The 18,467-nt window shown below is 58.1% G+C and carries 18 protein-coding genes and 1 pseudogene; 15 read left to right on the top strand and 4 right to left on the bottom strand.

Annotated elements, in window-relative coordinates; all coding sequences use genetic code 11:
- The first annotated feature begins 211 nt into the window (after positions 1 to 211).
- The 3 genes from aat to infA all read left to right on the top strand — a co-directional run bounded on the left by aat (position 212) and on the right by infA (position 1,978).
- Positions 212 to 901, top strand: a complete 690-nt coding sequence (gene aat, locus AC0IXS_RS25450) for a leucyl/phenylalanyl-tRNA--protein transferase (RefSeq protein WP_122689808.1) — start codon at positions 212 to 214, stop codon at positions 899 to 901.
- A 49-nt stretch (positions 902 to 950) separates the two neighbouring features.
- Positions 951 to 1,658, top strand: a complete 708-nt coding sequence (locus tag AC0IXS_RS25445; RefSeq protein ID WP_122668993.1) for an arginyltransferase — start codon at positions 951 to 953, stop codon at positions 1,656 to 1,658.
- Positions 1,659 to 1,759: 101 nt separating this feature from the next.
- Positions 1,760 to 1,978: a translation initiation factor IF-1 gene (gene infA / locus AC0IXS_RS25440; protein ID WP_093113882.1), complete on the top strand. Its 219-nt coding sequence runs from the start codon at positions 1,760 to 1,762 to the stop codon at positions 1,976 to 1,978.
- Positions 1,979 to 2,091: 113 nt separating this feature from the next.
- Here the strand turns inward: infA and clpA are convergent, their stop codons facing one another.
- Both clpA and clpS read right to left on the bottom strand, forming a co-directional pair.
- Positions 2,092 to 4,365: an ATP-dependent Clp protease ATP-binding subunit ClpA gene (clpA, locus tag AC0IXS_RS25435; protein WP_122418458.1), complete on the bottom strand. Its 2,274-nt coding sequence runs from the start codon at positions 4,363 to 4,365 to the stop codon at positions 2,092 to 2,094.
- 30 nt (positions 4,366 to 4,395) lie between these two features.
- Entirely contained in the window at positions 4,396 to 4,758 is a 363-nt protein-coding gene (gene clpS, locus AC0IXS_RS25430; RefSeq protein WP_004884680.1) for an ATP-dependent Clp protease adapter ClpS, read from the bottom strand.
- Positions 4,759 to 4,980: 222 nt separating this feature from the next.
- Here clpS and cspD point away from each other — a divergent pair, with 222 nt between their 5' ends.
- Entirely contained in the window at positions 4,981 to 5,250 is a 270-nt protein-coding gene (cspD, locus tag AC0IXS_RS25425; protein ID WP_057411226.1) for a cold shock domain-containing protein CspD, read from the top strand.
- Between the two features lie 82 nt (positions 5,251 to 5,332).
- Here the strand turns inward: cspD and AC0IXS_RS25420 are convergent, their stop codons facing one another.
- Positions 5,333 to 5,563, bottom strand: a complete 231-nt coding sequence (locus AC0IXS_RS25420; RefSeq protein ID WP_057411206.1) for a hypothetical protein — start codon at positions 5,561 to 5,563, stop codon at positions 5,333 to 5,335.
- A gap of 26 nt (positions 5,564 to 5,589) precedes the next feature.
- A pseudogene (locus AC0IXS_RS25415) lies at positions 5,590 to 5,939 on the bottom strand (isocitrate/isopropylmalate family dehydrogenase); the annotation flags it as partial.
- A 439-nt stretch (positions 5,940 to 6,378) separates the two neighbouring features.
- Between AC0IXS_RS25415 and AC0IXS_RS25410 the strand changes: the two are divergent.
- The 11 genes from AC0IXS_RS25410 (at position 6,379) to AC0IXS_RS25360 (ending at position 18,465) form a co-directional block, all read left to right on the top strand.
- The gene (locus AC0IXS_RS25410; protein WP_057411205.1) at positions 6,379 to 8,604 is read left to right on the top strand and encodes an NADP-dependent isocitrate dehydrogenase; all 2,226 of its coding nucleotides are present in this window, start codon (positions 6,379 to 6,381) and stop codon (positions 8,602 to 8,604) included.
- 135 nt (positions 8,605 to 8,739) lie between these two features.
- Entirely contained in the window at positions 8,740 to 9,186 is a 447-nt protein-coding gene (locus AC0IXS_RS25405) for an NUDIX hydrolase (RefSeq protein ID WP_004884674.1), read from the top strand.
- A gap of 60 nt (positions 9,187 to 9,246) precedes the next feature.
- A complete protein-coding gene (gene mnmA / locus AC0IXS_RS25400) occupies positions 9,247 to 10,377 on the top strand; it encodes a tRNA 2-thiouridine(34) synthase MnmA (RefSeq protein WP_057411203.1) in 1,131 nt (376 codons plus the stop codon).
- A complete protein-coding gene (gene hflD, locus AC0IXS_RS25395) occupies positions 10,377 to 10,997 on the top strand; it encodes a high frequency lysogenization protein HflD (RefSeq protein ID WP_029241633.1) in 621 nt (206 codons plus the stop codon). The genes mnmA and hflD overlap by 1 nt, the downstream gene beginning before the upstream one ends.
- A gap of 130 nt (positions 10,998 to 11,127) precedes the next feature.
- Positions 11,128 to 12,498: an adenylosuccinate lyase gene (purB, locus tag AC0IXS_RS25390; RefSeq protein WP_025993065.1), complete on the top strand. Its 1,371-nt coding sequence runs from the start codon at positions 11,128 to 11,130 to the stop codon at positions 12,496 to 12,498.
- Positions 12,499 to 12,559: 61 nt separating this feature from the next.
- Positions 12,560 to 13,726 (top strand): ribosomal protein uL16 3-hydroxylase, encoded by a 1,167-nt coding sequence (locus tag AC0IXS_RS25385; protein WP_004884664.1) that lies wholly within the window; start codon positions 12,560 to 12,562, stop codon positions 13,724 to 13,726.
- On the top strand, positions 13,719 to 14,141 hold the full coding sequence (locus tag AC0IXS_RS25380) for a GNAT family N-acetyltransferase (RefSeq protein ID WP_004884663.1): 423 nt from the start codon (positions 13,719 to 13,721) through the stop codon (positions 14,139 to 14,141). Before AC0IXS_RS25385 ends, AC0IXS_RS25380 begins: the two co-directional genes overlap by 8 nt.
- Positions 14,142 to 14,326: 185 nt before the next feature.
- Positions 14,327 to 15,058, top strand: coding sequence for a secretin N-terminal domain-containing protein (locus AC0IXS_RS25375; protein ID WP_025993063.1), 732 nt, complete (start codon positions 14,327 to 14,329; stop codon positions 15,056 to 15,058).
- 529 nt (positions 15,059 to 15,587) lie between these two features.
- Positions 15,588 to 16,913, top strand: coding sequence for an isocitrate lyase (gene aceA, locus AC0IXS_RS25370; RefSeq protein WP_029241631.1), 1,326 nt, complete (start codon positions 15,588 to 15,590; stop codon positions 16,911 to 16,913).
- A 453-nt stretch (positions 16,914 to 17,366) separates the two neighbouring features.
- Positions 17,367 to 17,780, top strand: a complete 414-nt coding sequence (locus AC0IXS_RS25365) for an NADH-quinone oxidoreductase subunit A (protein ID WP_002554011.1) — start codon at positions 17,367 to 17,369, stop codon at positions 17,778 to 17,780.
- A gap of 10 nt (positions 17,781 to 17,790) precedes the next feature.
- Positions 17,791 to 18,465 carry a NuoB/complex I 20 kDa subunit family protein gene (locus tag AC0IXS_RS25360; RefSeq protein WP_004884656.1) on the top strand — a complete coding sequence of 225 codons (675 nt, stop codon included), beginning with the start codon at positions 17,791 to 17,793 and terminating at the stop codon, positions 18,463 to 18,465.
- The last annotated feature ends 2 nt before the right edge of the window (positions 18,466 to 18,467 follow it).

The raw sequence follows: 18,467 nt of genomic DNA, 5'->3' as shown, positions 1-18,467 counted from the left end.
TTGAGCATGCATTTTCTTTTGTGACAAAGGCTTATGGCAGGATTCTGCCAACAGCCCGCAACACAGCGCTCATGACCCCGCCATCCTTTGCGCGCCCTACCGCAAGCAGCCGACAAGCGCCATAATGACGACCGCTTGTGACCGCGTTTGCCGCACGGAGTTGCAAACACGCATCGCATGCGCCCTCCCCTTCCGAAAAGTCGTGATGCCCATGCTGACCTGGTTACAACGCAACAGCCTCGATTTTCCACCACTGGACAAAGCCCTTCGCGAGCCAAACGGACTGCTCGCTGCCGGTGGAGACCTTTCTGCCGACCGCCTGATTCGCGCCTACCGTCACGGCTGCTTTCCGTGGTTTCAAGACGGCCAGCCCATCCTGTGGTGGTCGCCCGACCCGAGAACCGTGCTGCTGCCTGAAGAGCTGCACGTCTCGCGCAGCCTCGGCAAGATTCTGCGCCAGGCTCGCTACACCGTCACCTTCGACCAGGACTTCGCGGCCGTCATACAAGCCTGCGCTGCACCTCGCAGTTACGCCAATGAAACCTGGATAACCCGTTCGATGCAGGACGCCTACCTTGAGCTGCATCGCCGCGGACACGCCCACAGCGTCGAGGTCTGGGAAAACGATGTTCTGGTCGGCGGCCTTTATGGTCTGGCGATGGGGCAACTGTTTTTCGGTGAGTCCATGTTCAGCCGCGCAGACAACGCTTCCAAGGTCGGATTCGCCACGCTGGTGGAACGCCTGCAAGCCTGGGGCTTCGTTCTGATCGACTGCCAGATGCCGACTCAGCACTTGCACAGCTTCGGCGCCCGCTCGATTCCACGGCAGGCCTTTGCCGATTATTTGAACCGTCATCTGGATCAACCGACTAACGCAGACTGGTTGCCTAGGCGAGTTTGACAGGCTGGCATACACTCATGATTAAAGGTTTTTCGACAAGGGGGCGATCATGACGGAGCTGGCGCGGCTTAAGTTTTATGCCACTCAACCCCACACCTGCAGTTACTTGCCTGAAGAGCAGGCGACGACGCTGTTTCTGGACCCCAGCCAACCCATGGATGTTCAGGTTTATGCCGACCTGTCCGATATGGGTTTTCGCCGTAGCGGCGATCACCTTTACCGCCCTCACTGCCAGAACTGCAGTGCCTGCGTGCCTGCACGCATCCCCGTAAACCTGTTCGTGCCCGACCGCCAGCAAAAACGCATTCTCAAGCGCAACGCCGACATTCAGGTGCGCAGTACCAAGCCGGTTTTTACTCAGGAATACTTCGACCTGTATCAGCGCTACATCGAACAGCGGCATGCCGATGGCGACATGTTTCCACCGAGTCGCGATCAATTTTCGACGTTTCTGGTGCGTGACCTGCCGTTCTCACGCTTTTATGAGTTCCGCCTCGAGGGTCGTCTTCTCGCAGTGGCGGTGACTGACCTGCTGCCCAACGGTCTTTCTGCGGTCTATACGTTTTACGAACCCGATGAAGAACGTCGCAGCCTGGGCCGTTATGCGATCTTGTGGCAGATAGCCGAAGCCGCGAGGCTGCAGTTGCATGCGGTGTATCTGGGCTACTGGATAAAGAACTGCAAAAAGATGAATTACAAGACGCAATATCGCCCTATCGAGCTGCTTACCAATCAAAGATGGGTCACTCTGTATTGAACCCCTTGGCTTAAACAGGTTTTTTCGGGCACAATGCACGCCGCTTTTGCCTGGCGCCACTTGCACCGGGCCACTCATTTGTATACCGAGGGCTTTACTGCATGTCGAAAGAAGACAGCTTCGAAATGGAAGGCACTGTCGTCGACACCCTGCCCAACACCATGTTTCGCGTGGAGTTGGAAAACGGGCACGTCGTAACCGCGCATATCTCCGGCAAGATGCGCAAGAATTACATCCGTATTCTGACCGGTGACAAGGTGCGTATAGAGTTGACGCCCTATGACTTGAGCAAAGGGCGTATCACCTACCGCGCTCGTTAATCAGGCATCAACAAAAACGCCCGGCATATGCCGGGCGTTTTTGTTTCTGACAATTGCGGACAATCCGAACAGATCCGGGACTGCGCCCGTTTCCGGGCGCATCCCCTACTGCATCACGCCATCTCTGCCGTGGTTTCGTAGTCGAACGTGATCTCGCCGTCCTTGATGTCGATGTGAACCACACCACCGTGCTCTGACAATTCGCCGAACAGAATCTCTTCGGCCAGTGGCCGCTTGATCTTGTCCTGAATCAGGCGAGCCATTGGTCGAGCGCCCATCGCCGCATCGTAGCCACCCTGCGCCAACCAGCTTCTGGCCGCGTCGGAAACTTCGAGCAGAACACGTTTGTCTTCCAGCTGCGCCTGAAGCTCGGTGAGGAACTTGTCCACCACGCTCTTGATGACTTCGTGACTGAGACGGCCAAACTGGATGATCGTGTCGAGACGGTTGCGGAATTCCGGCGTGAAGCTCTTCTTGATCACTTCCATCGCATCGGAAGAGTGATCCTGATGAGTGAAACCGATCGAAGCCCTCGCAGCCGATTCAGCACCGGCGTTGGTGGTCATGATCACGATCACGTTACGGAAATCGGCCTTGCGCCCATTGTTGTCGGTCAGCGTACCGTGGTCCATGACCTGCAGCAGCAGGTTGAAGACTTCCGGGTGCGCCTTCTCGATTTCATCGAGCAACAGCACGCAATGCGGCTGACGCGTGATGGCCTCGGTCAGCAGACCGCCCTGATCGAACCCGACGTAACCCGGAGGCGCGCCGATAAGACGTGAAACGGTATGCCGCTCCATGTACTCGGACATGTCGAAACGAATCAGCTCGACGCCCAGCGCCTTGGCCAGCTGGCGAGCCGCTTCGGTCTTGCCCACACCGGTCGGACCTGCGAAAAGGAACGAGCCGACTGGCTTGTCCGGCGACTTGAGGCCTGCACGGGACAGCTTGATGGCGGTAGATAGCGAATCAATTGCTGCATCCTGACCGAACACCGTGAGCTTGAGATCGCGCTCCAGATTACGCAGCAATTCCTTGTCGGAACTGTTGACGTGTTTCGGGGGAATACGCGCGATCTTGGCGACGATGTCCTCGACCTGAGGCACTTCGATCCTTTTGACCCGTTGCTCCACTGGCTGCAGACGCTGGTAGGCGCCCGCCTCATCGATCACGTCGATAGCCTTGTCAGGCATGTGACGGTCATTGATGTAACGCGATGCAAGCTCGGCAGCGGCGCGTAGCGCCTCATCACTGTATTCGATGCTGTGATGCTGCTCGAAACGCCCCTTGAGCCCTCTCAGGATGCCAATGGTGTCCTCGACCGAAGGCTCGGACACATCGACTTTCTGGAAGCGGCGTGCAAGCGCTCGGTCCTTCTCGAAAATCCCGCGGAATTCCTGGAAAGTGGTCGAGCCGATGCACCGTATATCACCCGAGGACAGCAATGGCTTGAGCAGATTCGACGCGTCCATGACGCCGCCGGATGCCGCACCCGCACCGATGATGGTATGGATTTCGTCGATGAACAGGATGGCATGCGGACGCTTGCGCAGTTCATTGAGCAGCGCTTTAAAGCGCTTCTCGAAATCGCCACGGTATTTGGTACCGGCCAGCAATGCACCCAGGTCGAGCGAGTAGACGACACTGCTGGCAAGCAGGTCAGGAACCTGATTGTCGACAATGCGCTTTGCCAGACCTTCGGCAATCGCCGTCTTGCCGACGCCAGCTTCGCCGACCAGCAAGGGGTTGTTCTTGCGACGACGCGCCAGGATCTGTGCGACACGCTCGACTTCGCTTTCGCGGCCGACCAGCGGATCGATGCGCCCCTGCCGGGCCAGTTCGTTCAGATTGCTGGCATAGGCATCCAGAGGATTGCCAGAGGAAGATGCTTCACCGCCCTCGTCGTCCTGCATATCTTGCTCACCTTCAGAAGAGTGTTCGCCATGCCCTGGAACCTTGGAGATCCCGTGGGCGATGTAATTGACGACATCAATCCGGGCAACGCTCTGCTGCTTGAGCAGAAACACGGCCTGGCTTTCCTGCTCGCTGAAAATCGCAACCAGCACATTGGCACCGGTCACTTCACGCTTGCCGGAGCTCTGTACGTGGAAGACTGCGCGCTGCAGGACGCGCTGGAAACCTAACGTCGGCTGGGTTTCGCGATCCTCGTCATGGACAGGGATCAGTGGAGTGGTGGAGTCGATAAACTCCTGCAGATCATGCTTGAGCTTATCGAGGTTTGCGCCGCAGGCACGCAAGACAGTGGCTGCAGCCTCATTATCCAATAAGGCCAGCAGGAGGTGCTCGACCGTCATGAACTCATGACGTTTTGAACGAGCTTCCTTGAAGGCCAGATTGAGGGTGACTTCGAGCTCACGGTTTAACATAGCTTCACCTCATACCCAAGTGGTCGGCGATTAACCGTCCTTCTCGATCTCACAGAGTAGTGGATGCTGGCTCTCCCTGGCGTATTGATTGACCTGCATTGCCTTGGTCTCGGCGATGTCGCGGGTAAACAATCCGCAGACTGCCCGTCCCTCTGTATGGACGGCCAGCATGACCTTGGTAGCCAGCTCACGATTCAGGTTAAAAAACACCTCGAGCACTTCAACGACGAAATCCATCGGGGTGTAGTCATCGTTAAATAAAACCACCTTGTACATCGGTGGCGCCTGCAGGGTCGGCTTGGCGTCCTGCACTGCGATGCCAGCCGAGTCGTCCTCGTGTGATTGCGGACCATCCTGATTGAATGTTAGTCGAATCTTGCTGAATGCATGCATGGAAAGAAACGTTCGTGGTAAAGGGCGGATTGAGCCTGAGTCGCGATCTGACCAGTTTTGAATTGGACTGCCGCATGACCTTGACTATCAGCTAAACGGTGTTACAAACAATAGAGCCCACATTGGGTAAAAAGGGTCCGCGCAGTCAACCAAAATTTTTTAGGTCAGGCGGATTGAGGTGGATGATACTCCAGACGGAGTCCTTTGCAGAGGGATATGGCTATGCTCAGTGGTAAAGTCAAGTGGTTCAATAATGCAAAAGGCTATGGATTTATCCTTGCCGACGGCAGGGATGAAGATCTGTTCGCTCATTACTCGGCTATCCAGATGGATGGATACAAAACACTCAAGGCGGGCCAGCCGGTCAGCTTCGAGATTATCCAGGGCCCGAAGGGTTTGCATGCAGTCAATATAACCACGGTCACGGCAGGCGTCAGCGCTGCGATCGAGGGTTCGAATGCAACCCAGAAAGCTTCAAATGTGCCAGCCTAGGGCGAACCACCACAAACGCCAGCCATAGGAGGCAGCCGGTTCTGAAGTGATTGAACCGGCCGTTTCTGATAGCTGGGGCGGTCTAAATGTGCTCGATGAGCGCATCGCCGAACGCTGAGGAGGACAACAACGTTGCGCCCTCCATCAACCGCTCAAAGTCATAGGTCACCGTTTTAGCGGAGATTGCGCCGTTGGTGCCTTTGATGCCCCCCGCCTCCACACATCCATATTTCGGCCGATAGAACCACCGACCCGGATTGACCTGGTCCTTGCCCTCCTGTCCGGGAGCAGCACCTCGCGCGACCTCGAACATCGCAACGGTGTCCGACAGACTGGTGCCCGGCGCAACTCAACATTGAGCGAGCATATGCCGCCGCCCACAGGCGTGGTCAGCGGTCCCTTGATGGACACAACGTATTCCCTGACTGTGTCGAGGGCTTCATCAGACAGCCAGGTGTCGGGCCTTCTCTCCTGCATAGACTTCCATCCAGGCAATACTGCGCTCGCCGTCTTACGTTTTCTCAACAGCCGCATCCACGAACTTGATCATCACCGGACTGATGTCGACACCGATTCCGTCACCTTATATATAAGAAATGATCGGTATGTCGGTTACGCTCAGGGAGTGATCGGGGTTGATCGTTATCTTTTCGCCCACCATCTGGAATGCTTATTCTCTGGTATTCCATGACTGACTCCGTTTTCGGGTCTGTCTGGACTGCGTGACAGGCAATGAGCTTAGCCACGCCCGCTGCCACCCGCAAACCGAAGCGCCCGTGGAGACCTCATAAAACGCCCGAAAACATTGACCCAGAGCGGTTTCTTTCGACCAACGGCGAATATTCATTATTCGATAGCACGCATAGCATTAATGCTTGGCGCCAAGGGTTTGATATACTGCGCGCCGTGACCGCAGAGTCATAAAGGCTGACCCGTCTGAACCAGACCTCTCAGCCTTACAGATGCGCCGGACTGAAGCTCGGCCCGGCAGCTTGACGCTCGACTGATGCACCCAACATCACCGCGAATAAACCTCGACCCAGGCTCATGACTGAACTGTGAGCAGAGTGCATACCCTGCGCGTATCGAGATTTTGTGCATGCTCAGCAAAACAGAGAGTTAATACGAATGTCCAACCGCTCGAAGATCATCTATACCTTCACCGACGAAGCTCCGGCCCTCGCCACCTATTCGCTGCTGCCCATTATCGAAGCGTTCACCGCCTCCTCCGATATCGACGTGGAAACGCGTGATATCTCCCTGGCAGGCCGCGTTCTTTCCAGCTTCCCGGAGTCGCTTGGCGCCGATCAACAAGTGCCGGATCATCTCGCCGAGCTCGGCAAACTGGCCACCACGCCAGAAGCCAACATCATCAAATTGCCCAACATCAGTGCTTCGGTTCCGCAGCTGAAAGCGACCATCAAAGAGCTTCAAGATCAGGGTTTCAAGATTCCCGACTACCCTGAAGCACCGACCACTGATGCCGAAAAAGAAACCCGCGCACGCTACGACAAGGTCAAGGGCAGCGCTGTAAACCCGGTTCTGCGTGAAGGCAACTCCGACCGTCGCGCGCCACTGTCGGTCAAGAACTACGCTCGCAAGCACCCGCACAAGATGGGCACCTGGTCTTCCGACTCCAAGGCCCACGTTGCCCACATGAGCAACGGCGACTTCTACGGCAGCGAAAAAGCCGCCCAGATCGAAGCGGACAACACCGTCAAGATCGAACTGGTCGCTCAGGATGGCACCACCACGGTCCTGAAAGAAAAAACCGCCGTGAAAGCGGGCGAGATCGTCGACTGCTCAGTCATGAGCGCCAAGGCACTGCGCAGCTTCATCGCCGCTGAAATCGAAGACGCCAAGAAGCAGGGCGTACTGTTCTCGGTGCACCTGAAAGCCACCATGATGAAGATCTCCGATCCGATCATGTTCGGCCAGATCGTCGACGAGTTCTACAAGGATGCGCTGACCAAGCACGCTGACACGCTGAAGCAGATCGGCTTCAACCTGAACAACGGCATTGGCGACCTGTACGACCGTATCGGCGCCCTGCCCGCCGACAAGCAGGCCGAAATCAAGGCCGACATCGACGCGGTCTACGCCGTGCGTCCACAGCTGGCGATGGTCAACTCCGACAAGGGCATCACCAACCTGCACGTACCGAGCGACGTGATCGTCGATGCATCCATGCCTGCCATGATCCGTGACTCCGGCAAGATGTGGGGCACCGATGGCCAGTTGCACGATGCCAAGGCCGTGATCCCGGACCGCTGCTACGCCACCATCTATCAGGCAGTGATCGAAGACTGCAAGAAGAACGGCGCATTCGATCCGACCACCATGGGCAGCGTACCGAACGTCGGCCTGATGGCTCAGAAGGCCGAAGAGTACGGCTCGCACGACAAGACCTTCCAGATCAATACCGACGGCGTAGTCCGCGTGACCGACAGCCAGGGCAATCTGCTCATGGAGCAGAAGGTCGAGACCGGCGATATCTGGCGCATGTGCCAGGCCAAGGACGCACCGATCCAGGACTGGGTCAAACTAGCCGTCAACCGCGCTCGCGCAAGCAACACTCCAGCCATTTTCTGGCTCGACGCCTCCCGTGCGCACGACAGCGTGATGATCGAGAAAGTACGTCAGTACCTGCGTGACCACGACACTTCGGGCCTGGACATCCAGATTCTGTCGCCGGTCGAAGCCATGAAGCTGACCCTGGAGCGCACCCGCGCCGGCAAGGACACCATTTCGGTAACCGGTAACGTACTGCGCGACTACCTGACCGACCTGTTCCCGATCATGGAACTGGGCACCAGCGCCAAGATGCTGTCGATCGTCCCGCTGATGAATGGCGGCGGCCTGTTCGAAACCGGCGCTGGCGGTTCGGCACCGAAGCACGTTCAGCAGTTCGTGGAAGAAAACTTCCTGCGCTGGGATTCGCTGGGTGAGTTCCTCGCCCTGGCTGCTTCCCTGGAGCACCTGGGCAACGCCTACAACAACCCGAAAGCACTGGTTCTGTCCAAGACCCTCGACCAGGCCACTGGCGAGTTCCTGGACCGCAACAAGTCGCCTTCACGCAAGGTCGGCGGCATCGACAACCGTGGCAGCCACTTCTACCTGACCCTGTTCTGGGCACAGGCGCTGGCCGCTCAGAATGACGATGCAGCCCTCAAGGCGCAGTTCGCTCCGCTGGCCAAGACCCTGACCGACAACGAAGAAAAAATCGTTGCCGAGCTCAATGCGGTTCAAGGCAAGCCAGTGGAAATCGGTGGCTACTACTACGCCAACGCCGAGAAGACCAGCAAAGCCATGCGCCCAAGCGCAACCTTGAACGCAGCCATCGCCGCGTTGTAAGAGGCAACCCGGGCGACGCCATCCAGCGTCGCACCCTGAAAGCCCCGGCCATGCGCCGGGGCTTTTTCGTTAAAGCGAAGAGCAGGCTCCAGCCCCTATACTTCGCGCTTCATTCCTCTCTTGAAGGAGCCCTGTATGGATTGGCAAGCCCACGTTACCGTCGCCACGATTGTCGAGGATCAGGGGCGATTCCTGTTCGTCGAAGAGATAAAGGGCGGTCGCAAGGTGCTGAATCAGCCCGCAGGCCATCTTGACCCGAACGAAAGCCTGCAGCGCGCAGCTGTTCGCGAAACGCTGGAAGAGACCGGCTGGGATGTCGAACTGAGCAGCGTAGTGGGGATTTACCTCTATACGGCGCCCAGTAACGGCGTGACCTATCAGCGTATCTGCTTTGCCGCCAAGGCTTTGCGCCATCACCCTGACTACGCACTCGATGACGGCATCGTCGGCCCGATCTGGCTCACTCGCGACGAACTGCTTGCCGAGCAGGACCGCTGGCGCAGCGAACTGGTACTGCGTTGCGTGGACGACTATTTGAATGCCGAACGATTCAGTCTCGACCTGCTGCGCGACAAGGCGTGAGACTGGACGCCCTCAGCCTGATAGAATCGCGTCCTTTTCAAGGCCACCCATTGAATCCCTATGCGTGATCCAGCTCCCTCCAACTCAGAAATGAAGCGCGTGATCGTCGGCATGTCCGGCGGCGTGGACTCTTCCGTTTCCGCCGTACTGCTCATGGAGCAGGGTTATCAGGTGGAAGGCTTGTTCATGAAGAACTGGGAAGAAGACGACGGAACGGAATATTGCACCGCCCGCGAAGACCTGGCCGACGCCCAGGCTGTGTGCGACAAGATCGGCATCAAGCTGCACACCGCCAACTTCGCCGCCGAGTACTGGGACAATGTATTCGAACATTTCCTGGAAGAATACAAGGCCGGGCGCACCCCCAACCCGGACATCCTCTGCAACCGGGAAATCAAGTTCAAGGCCTTCCTCGACTACGCCCTGATGCTGGGTGCCGACCTGATTGCCACCGGCCATTATGTACGCCGCCGCGATATCGATGGCCGCACCGAACTGCTCAAGGGTCTGGACCCGAACAAGGACCAGAGCTATTTCCTGCATGCCGTGGGTGGCGAACAGATCGCCAGAACCCTGTTCCCGGTCGGTGAACTGGAAAAGCCGGAAGTGCGCGCCATCGCTGAAAAGCATGGCCTGGCGACCGCCAAGAAAAAGGATTCCACCGGGATCTGCTTTATCGGCGAGCGTCGCTTCACTGATTTCCTGCGCCAGTACCTGCCTGCCCAGCCCGGCGAGATCAAGACCACCGAAGGTGAAGTGATCGGTCGCCACAGCGGCCTGATGTACCACACCATCGGTCAGCGCCAGGGCCTGGGCATCGGCGGCCTGAAAGACGCCAGCGATGATCCGTGGTACGTGCTGATCAAGGACCTGGAACATAACGAGCTGATCGTGGGCCAGGGCAATGATCACCCATGGCTGTTCTCCCGGGCGCTGGTCTCGTCAGAGATCTATTGGGTCAACCCCATCGACCTGAGCAGCCCGCGCAAGCTGACCGCCAAGGTCCGCTATCGCCAGGGCGACCAGCATTGCACGCTGGAAAAGACCGCTGATGGCTATCGCGCCACGTTCGACGAGCCGCAACGTGCGGTCACACCCGGCCAGTCCGTCGTGTTCTACGAGGGTGAAATCTGTCTGGGCGGTGGCGTAATCGAAGTCGCCGAACCCTGGACCAGCAAGGACAAGCGTTGATGACCCCGACTCAGGAACAACTGACCGCCCTGGGTGGCGTGTTCCAGGCCGCCGTACTGGTCGACCGGATCGCCAAGACCGGTCAGGTCAGCGAAGCGGCGATGAGCTGCATGATCGGTAGCCTGCTGGTGATCGACCCAAAGGACACGCTGGACGTGTACGGCGGCGACGACCTGAACCTGCACGAAGGCTATCGCGCCATGGTCAGCGCTCTGGAACGCGACCCCGCGACGCTGCAACGCGAGCCGTTGCGCTACGCCCTGGCCATGCTGGGCCTGGAGCGCCAACTGGCCAAGCGTGACGACATGCTGGAAGTGATCGGCAAGCGGATTCCGGTGATTCAGTCCCAGGCCGAGCACTTTGGCGTGGCCCACGAGAACGTGATCGCTGCTACCGGCGCTCTGTATCAGGACACGCTGAGCACATTGCGCCAGCGTATTCAGGTGCACGGCGACATGCGCAACCTGCAGCAACCCAACAACGCATCGAAGATTCGCGCCCTGCTGCTGGCCGGGATTCGCTCGGCACGGCTGTGGCGGCAGGTTGGCGGTCATCGCTGGCAACTGGTCTTCAATCGACGCAAGCTGTTGAAAGAACTTTACCCATTGCTGCACGGCTGACCGCCGCGCTGCAATGACCCTCACCACCACAGGCATGGTGCGATCTACGCTGGTCAGTCCGCCTCAGTCGGACTGATTTTTCATGTATGATACGCGCCCTTTTCGTTGCCCGACTGTCCGAGAGCACCCCATGCAGCTTTCTTCGCTCACCGCGGTTTCCCCTGTTGATGGCCGCTACGCCGGCAAAACCCAGGCTTTGCGCCCTATTTTCAGCGAATACGGCCTGATCCGTTTTCGCGTGATGGTAGAAGTGCGCTGGCTTCAGCGTCTGGCGGCTCATCCGCAGGTCACTGAAGTGCCGGCATTCTCCGCGCAGGCCAACGCCATCCTCAACACGCTGGCCGAAGACTTCTCTGTGGAACACGCCGAGCGCGTGAAAGAGATCGAGCGCACCACCAACCACGACGTGAAAGCCGTGGAATACCTGCTCAAGGAACAGGCCGCAAAGCTGCCCGAACTGGAAAACGTCAGCGAGTTCATCCATTTCGCCTGCACCAGCGAGGACATCAACAACCTGTCCCACGCCCTGATGCTGCGCGAAGGCCGCGACACCGTCATGCTGCCGCTGATGCGCCAGATCGCCGATTCCATCCGTGAGCTGGCCATCCGTTTCGCCGACGTGCCAATGCTGTCGCGCACCCACGGCCAGCCAGCCTCCCCCACTACGCTGGGCAAGGAACTGGCCAACGTCGTCTATCGACTGGAGCGCCAGATCGCACAGATCGCGGCAGTGCCATTGCTGGGCAAGATCAACGGCGCAGTGGGCAACTACAACGCTCACCTGTCGGCCTATGCCGATATCGATTGGGAAGCGAACGCGCGCGCGTTCATCGAAGACGAACTGGGTCTGGGCTTCAACCCCTACACCACTCAGATCGAGCCGCACGACTACATCGCCGAGCTGTTCGATGCCGTTGCACGCTTCAACACCATTCTGATCGATTTCGACCGCGACATCTGGGGCTACATCTCCCTGGGTTATTTCAAGCAGCGCACCATCGCGGGCGAGATCGGCTCTTCGACCATGCCGCACAAGGTCAACCCGATCGACTTCGAGAACTCCGAAGGCAACCTGGGCATCGCCAACGCACTGTTCCAGCATCTGGCCAGCAAATTGCCAATCTCCCGCTGGCAGCGCGACCTGACCGATTCCACCGTGCTGCGCAATCTGGGCGTAGGTTTTGCCCACAGCGTGATTGCCTACGAAGCCAGCCTCAAGGGCATTGGCAAGCTGGAACTGAACGAACAGCGCATCGCGGCTGATCTGGACGCCTGCTGGGAAGTCCTGGCCGAGCCGATCCAGACGGTCATGCGTCGCTATAACATCGAAAACCCGTACGAAAAGCTGAAAGAACTGACACGCGGCAAGGGCATCAGCCCCGAAGCGTTGCAAACTTTCATCGACGGCCTGGACATGCCTGCCGAAGCGAAGGCCGAGCTGAAGAAGCTCACCCCCGCCAATTACATCGGCAACGCGGCAGCTCAAGCCAAGCGCATCTGACACGCAAGACAATTTGCACACGCCCGGCTGTGCCGGGCGTTTTCATTTCAAGGGCTTACACATGAATCCTGATATTCCTCTTCAACTTCTGGGCGGCATCAGCGCGCGCGTCTTCATGCGTGATTACTGGCAGAAAAAGCCATTGCTGATCCGTCAGGCATTGCCGGACTTCCAGAGCCCGATCGATGCAGACGAGCTGGCCGGTCTGGCCCTGGAAGAAGAGGTCGAGTCGCGACTGGTCATCGAAAAAGGCGAGCGTCCCTGGGAGCTGCGTCGCGGCCCGTTCGCCGAAGACGAATTCAGCAAACTGCCTGAGCGCGAGTGGACGCTGCTGGTCCAGGCAGTGGATCAGTTCGTTCCGGAAGTCAGCGAACTGCTGGAGCACTTCCGGTTCCTGCCAAGCTGGCGTATCGACGATGTGATGATCAGCTACGCCGCACCCGGCGGCAGCGTCGGCCCGCATTTCGACAATTACGACGTGTTCCTGCTTCAAGGCCACGGCAAGCGGCACTGGCAGATCGGCCAGATGTGCGACTCCGACAGCCCTCTTCTGCAACATGCAGACCTGCGCATTCTTGCCGACTTCGAAGCGACCGAAGAATGGACGCTGGAGCCGGGCGACATGCTTTACCTGCCGCCACGTCTGGCCCACTGCGGCGTGGCCGTGGACGACTGCCTGACCTACTCGGTCGGCTTCCGCGCCCCTGGGGCAGCCGAAGTGCTGACCCACTTCACCGACTTCCTCAGCCAATTCATCACTGATGAAGAGCGCTATACCGACGCCGACGCACAGCCGGTCAGTGATCCTCACCAGATCCAGCATGACGCACTCGACCGCCTCAAGGCTTTGCTGGCCGAGCACATGGGCGACGAGCGCCTGCTGCTGACCTGGTTCGGCCAGTTCATGACCGAGCCACGCTACCCGGAACTGGTGACCGGCCCGGAACTGGCCGAAGAAGACCTGCTCGACAGCCTGGAACAGGGCGCAGTGCTCATTCGCAACCCGAGCGCACGCCTTGCCTGGTCGGAAGTGGACGATGATCTGCTACTGTTTGCCAGTGGCCAGAGCCGCCTGTTGCCGGGCAACCTGCGCGAACTGCTCAAACTGATCTGCGCTGCCGATGCACTGCACAGCGAAAACCTTGGCCAATGGTTGGCCGATGACGAAGGACGCAATCTGCTTTGCGAACTCGTAAAACAAGGAAGCCTGGGATTTGCCGATGAATAAAGTCACCGTATCTGTTGCAGACTGGCAGAGAAAAAACGCCGATATCAGGCGCATCCGCGATGCGGTCTTCATCGCCGAGCAATCGGTTCCGCCAGAACTCGAGTGGGACTCGGAAGACATGGACGCCGTGCACTTCCTGGCATCAGAGGGCGATTACCCGATCGGCACTGCCCGCCTCCTGCAGGATGGTGAAATTGGTCGACTGTCTGTGCTCAAGGACTGGCGAGGCCTGAAAGTCGGCGAAGCGTTGCTGACCGCTGCGATCAATGAGGCCGAGAAGCGCGGCCTGAAGGAGCAGAAACTCAGTGCTCAGGTTCAGGCCATCGCGTTTTACGAGCGCTTTGGCTTCACCGTGGTCAGTGACGAGTTTCTCGAAGCAGGACTGCCACACGTGAATATGGTACGCCAGGCCTGAGCACCAAGGTATGTAGGCGTTAAAAAGCGCACTACAAAAACATGACGCCCCGATTTTCCTGTTCCAGCCGGACTATGCTGGAACACAAATGTCGGGGCGTTTTGCCATCTGGACATTCAGCTTGCCCGCCGCAGGCCGACAACATGGCACACTCATGCTTTACGCAATCATTGCGGAGACTGGACATGTCAGGACGTACCCTGCTCGCCTCGCTGCTGATCCTATTCAGCACCTGCACACTCGCGGCGACGGAAGTCGTGCCGCTCAATTACCGGACCAGCGCCGATCTGCTGCCCGTTGCCAAGTCTTTTCTGGGCCAGGACGGCACGGTCAGCGCCTATGGAAACCAGCTTGTCGTCAACGCCGATTCGCGCAAGATCGAAGAACTTCGCACCTTGATCTCGCAACTCGACACAGCGCCGAAGCGCTTGCTGATCAGCGTGGACACCAGCGAAAACGCCTCGCGCAGCGCCAATGGGTCCCGGGTCATCAACTATGGCACAGTCAGTCGTGAAGGCGGGGTGCAACAGATACAGGCCACCGAGGGTGCGCCAGCGCTCATTCAGGTCGGACAAAGCGTGCCCTTGACCACCTCGTCAACCGACTCCTATGGCTACGCGCAGAGCAATACCGAATACCGCAACGTGACTCAGGGTTTTTACGTCACCGCCAGCGTCACAGGCGAGACAGTGCACCTGAACATCAGCACCAACCGCGACCGGATGAGCCAGGAGCGGCCTGACGCCATCAAGGTACAAAGCACTGACAGCCAGGTCAGCGGTCGCCTCGGCGAATGGATCACGCTGGCCAGCAGCAGCGACCAGTCGATGGCCGACCAGAACGGCGTCGCTCAACGCTATTCGACCCAGGGTCGGGACGACATGGTACTGCGCGTGATGGTGCAAACCCTCGAATAGCCTGCGCATGCCTGAAACCCAGCACCTGCGGGGCTTTTAATGACCGGCCGGTCGCTTTCAAACAGATATGTAGTGATTTCTAAAAAGCACTACAAATCGTTTGACGGGTCAAAAATCGCGAGGCATGATTGCCTCGCTCCCGCTGATCAGAGGCCCTGAACAGGCCTTCGAATCGCCGCTCTGACTCACCCACTAGAGCCGATTCGTGTCCGCACCGCCCACAAGGCAGTTTGACGAGGTTGCGACTGGAACGAAGTTGTCCCGAGGGACGGAAGCGTAAACGGTAACCCGGCAAGGCTTTTTGGTGACGCACAACGGCATCCACGAGCCAGACTGTCCACTTGACTGAGTCATGCCCGGCACCCTGCTCTCTCTCCTCGAGCCATCGTTCACCCATCGCAATCCGTTAACCGGCGGCCCGATCCAGGGTTTCCTGTCAGCGAGCAGCCATCTACCGTGCCTTCGATAAACAAGGCGTTTTGGCGGAGCAGGACTTTCCAACAAGACCTACTTCTAGAGGTTTATCTCCATGGCACTGACACGCGAACAACAAATAGCGGCTCTCGAGAAAGACTGGGCTGAAAATCCGCGCTGGAAACACGTGACCCGTACCTATTCCGCCGCCGATGTGGTCCGCTTGCGTGGCTCGGTTCAACCGGAACACACCCTCGCAAAAATGGGCGCTGACAAGCTCTGGAATCTGGTCACGCAAGGTGCCAGGCCATCCTTCCGGCCTGACAAGGACTTCGTCAACTGCATGGGCGCGCTGACCGGCGGTCAGGCGGTTCAGCAGGTCAAGGCCGGCATTCAGGCGATCTACCTCTCCGGCTGGCAGGTTGCCGCCGACAACAACTCCGCCGAATCCATGTACCCGGACCAGTCGCTGTACCCGGTTGACTCAGTGCCGACCGTGGTCAAGCGCATCAATAACTCGTTCCGCCGTGCCGACCAGATCCAGTGGAAAGCCGGCAAGAACCCGGGCGATGAAGGCTATATCGACTACTTCGCACCCATCGTGGCAGACGCAGAAGCCGGTTTCGGCGGCGTACTGAACGCCTACGAACTGATGAAAAGCATGATTGAGGCCGGTGCTGCAGGTGTGCACTTCGAAGACCAGTTGGCCTCGGTAAAAAAATGCGGCCACATGGGCGGCAAGGTATTGGTGCCCACCCAGGAAGCCATTCAGAAGCTGGTGGCTGCCCGCCTGGCTGCCGACGTTGCTGGCGTGCCGACCATTATCCTGGCCCGTACGGATGCCAACGCGGCAGACCTGCTGACCTCGGACTGCGACCCTTACGACAAGCAGTTCGTAACCGGCCAGCGCACGCCGGAAGGTTTCTACAAGGTACGTGCCGGCCTGGATCAGGCGATCTCACGCGGCCTGGCCTACGCGCCATACGCCGATCTGATCTGGTGCGAGACTGCCAAACCGGATCTGGACGAAGCACGTCGCTTCGCCGAGGCGATCAAGAAGGAATACCCGGACCAGTTGCTGTCCTATAACTGCTCGCCTTCCTTCAACTGGAAGAAGAACCTGGACGACTCGACCATCGCGAAATTCCAGCGCGAGCTGTCGGCGATGGGCTACAAGCACCAGTTCATCACGCTGGCGGGCATCCACAATATGTGGCACAGCATGTTCAACTTGGCGCATGACTACGCCCGCAACGACATGACCGCCTACGTGAAACTGCAGGAGCAGGAGTTCGCTGACGCCGCCAAGGGCTACACCTTCGTGGCCCACCAGCAGGAAGTGGGCACCGGCTACTTCGACGACATGACCACCGTGATCCAGGGCGGCGTGTCATCGGTCACCGCCCTGACCGGCTCGACTGAAGAAGAACAATTCCACTGATCCACCCGGCAACGCGCTCTATGAAAAAACCGCCCCAAGGGGCGGTTTTTTTATTCCAGGGCATCGATGCGCGGTATTGATCCGGGACAATGTAAGCCGCTGTGCGCAATGCGATAAATCTGCAGACGTTTAATCAACTCATGGCGTAACTATGGCAAGCAGAACTTACAACGCCCCTCAAATGATATCAATTATCATTCAAATTGCGTTTCATTCATTTTCGACCGGTTGATACATAATGGGTGAAAAGCCCTGTAACGCCCACCTGGCAGGCCTTACAGCCTCTCAAAGGGCTTATAGCCGATTGATTCGTTGAATAAATTTGATGTAGAAAATTTACTTGCCAACTGTTTGCACATAAAATCATCGCGTTGACTGCTCTGCGACATTTCGTCACTGCCTCGACTCTTTATCAAGCACAGAGACCTTTGCTCTCTAACAAGGACTGCCAGCATGCCCGAATCGACAGGATTGATTGCCCACAACTGGGGCTTCGCCATTTTCCTTTTGGGTGTTGTCGGCCTTTGCGCCTTCATGCTCGGTCTCTCCAGCCTGCTCGGAAGCAAGGCGTGGGGCCGCAGCAAGAACGAACCTTTCGAATCCGGCATGTTGCCTACCGGCAGCGCGCGTCTGCGTCTCTCCGCAAAATTCTATCTGGTCGCGATGCTTTTCGTGATCTTTGACATCGAAGCCCTTTTTCTCTTTGCCTGGTCTGTGTCCGTCCGCGAAAGCGGCTGGACCGGATTCGTCGAAGCTCTCGTTTTCATAGCAATTCTGTTGGCAGGTCTTGTCTACCTATGGCGGGTTGGAGCACTTGATTGGGCTCCTGAAGGTCGTCGTAACCGGCAAGCGAAGCTGAAACAATGAGGCTTTGGCGATGCAATACAATCTTACAAGGATCGACCCGGACGCTCCTAACGAGCAGTACCCCATCGGCAAGCGGGAAACCGTTTCCGATCCGTTAGAAGATCAAGTCCACAAAAACATTTTCATGGGCAAGCTTGAAGACGTGCTGAACGGTGCGGTCAACTGGGGGCGGAAAAACTCCCTGTGGCCTTACAACTTCGGCCTGTCGTGCTGCTATGTGGAAATGACCACCGCCTTCACGGCTCCTCACGACATCGCGCGCTTTGGCGCCGAGGTTATCCGGGCTTCGCCACGTCAGGCGGATTTCATGGTAATCGCCGGTACGCCTTTCCTGAAGATGGCACCCATCATTCAGCGTCTGTACGAACAGATGCTTGAACCGAAGTGGGTCATTTCCATGGGCGCCTGTGCCAACTCCGGTGGCATGTACGACATCTATTCCGTGGTTCAAGGTGTGGACAAGTTCCTCCCCGTGGATGTCTACGTGCCCGGCTGCCCGCCCCGCCCCGAGGCATTCCTGCAAGGCCTGATGCTGTTGCAGGAATCCATCGGCCAGGAGCGTCGCCCACTTTCCTGGGTCGTCGGTGATCAAGGCGTCTATCGCGCCGACATGCCGTCGCAAAAGGAACAGCGCCGCGAACAGCGTATTCAGGTCACCAACCTGCGCAGCCCCGACGAAGTCTGATC

Source organism: Pseudomonas sp. AC016, from assembly GCF_979253365.1.
This window is presented reverse-complemented; position numbering and strand designations above follow the sequence as displayed.

Excerpts from the sequence above, each read along its gene's own strand:
- aat (WP_122689808.1), top strand. The coding sequence starts at position 212 with ATGCTGACCTGGTTACAACGCAACAGCCTCGATTTTCCACCACTGGAC.
- AC0IXS_RS25445 (WP_122668993.1), top strand. The coding sequence starts at position 951 with ATGACGGAGCTGGCGCGGCTTAAGTTTTATGCCACTCAACCCCACACC.
- infA (WP_093113882.1), top strand. The coding sequence starts at position 1,760 with ATGTCGAAAGAAGACAGCTTCGAAATGGAAGGCACTGTCGTCGACACC.
- clpA (WP_122418458.1), bottom strand. The coding sequence starts at position 4,365 with ATGTTAAACCGTGAGCTCGAAGTCACCCTCAATCTGGCCTTCAAGGAA.
- clpS (WP_004884680.1), bottom strand. The coding sequence starts at position 4,758 with ATGCATGCATTCAGCAAGATTCGACTAACATTCAATCAGGATGGTCCG.
- cspD (WP_057411226.1), top strand. The coding sequence starts at position 4,981 with ATGCTCAGTGGTAAAGTCAAGTGGTTCAATAATGCAAAAGGCTATGGA.
- AC0IXS_RS25420 (WP_057411206.1), bottom strand. The coding sequence starts at position 5,563 with ATGTTCGAGGTCGCGCGAGGTGCTGCTCCCGGACAGGAGGGCAAGGAC.
- AC0IXS_RS25410 (WP_057411205.1), top strand. The coding sequence starts at position 6,379 with ATGTCCAACCGCTCGAAGATCATCTATACCTTCACCGACGAAGCTCCG.
- AC0IXS_RS25405 (WP_004884674.1), top strand. The coding sequence starts at position 8,740 with ATGGATTGGCAAGCCCACGTTACCGTCGCCACGATTGTCGAGGATCAG.
- mnmA (WP_057411203.1), top strand. The coding sequence starts at position 9,247 with ATGCGTGATCCAGCTCCCTCCAACTCAGAAATGAAGCGCGTGATCGTC.
- hflD (WP_029241633.1), top strand. The coding sequence starts at position 10,377 with ATGACCCCGACTCAGGAACAACTGACCGCCCTGGGTGGCGTGTTCCAG.
- purB (WP_025993065.1), top strand. The coding sequence starts at position 11,128 with ATGCAGCTTTCTTCGCTCACCGCGGTTTCCCCTGTTGATGGCCGCTAC.
- AC0IXS_RS25385 (WP_004884664.1), top strand. The coding sequence starts at position 12,560 with ATGAATCCTGATATTCCTCTTCAACTTCTGGGCGGCATCAGCGCGCGC.
- AC0IXS_RS25380 (WP_004884663.1), top strand. The coding sequence starts at position 13,719 with ATGAATAAAGTCACCGTATCTGTTGCAGACTGGCAGAGAAAAAACGCC.
- AC0IXS_RS25375 (WP_025993063.1), top strand. The coding sequence starts at position 14,327 with ATGTCAGGACGTACCCTGCTCGCCTCGCTGCTGATCCTATTCAGCACC.
- aceA (WP_029241631.1), top strand. The coding sequence starts at position 15,588 with ATGGCACTGACACGCGAACAACAAATAGCGGCTCTCGAGAAAGACTGG.
- AC0IXS_RS25365 (WP_002554011.1), top strand. The coding sequence starts at position 17,367 with ATGCCCGAATCGACAGGATTGATTGCCCACAACTGGGGCTTCGCCATT.
- AC0IXS_RS25360 (WP_004884656.1), top strand. The coding sequence starts at position 17,791 with ATGCAATACAATCTTACAAGGATCGACCCGGACGCTCCTAACGAGCAG.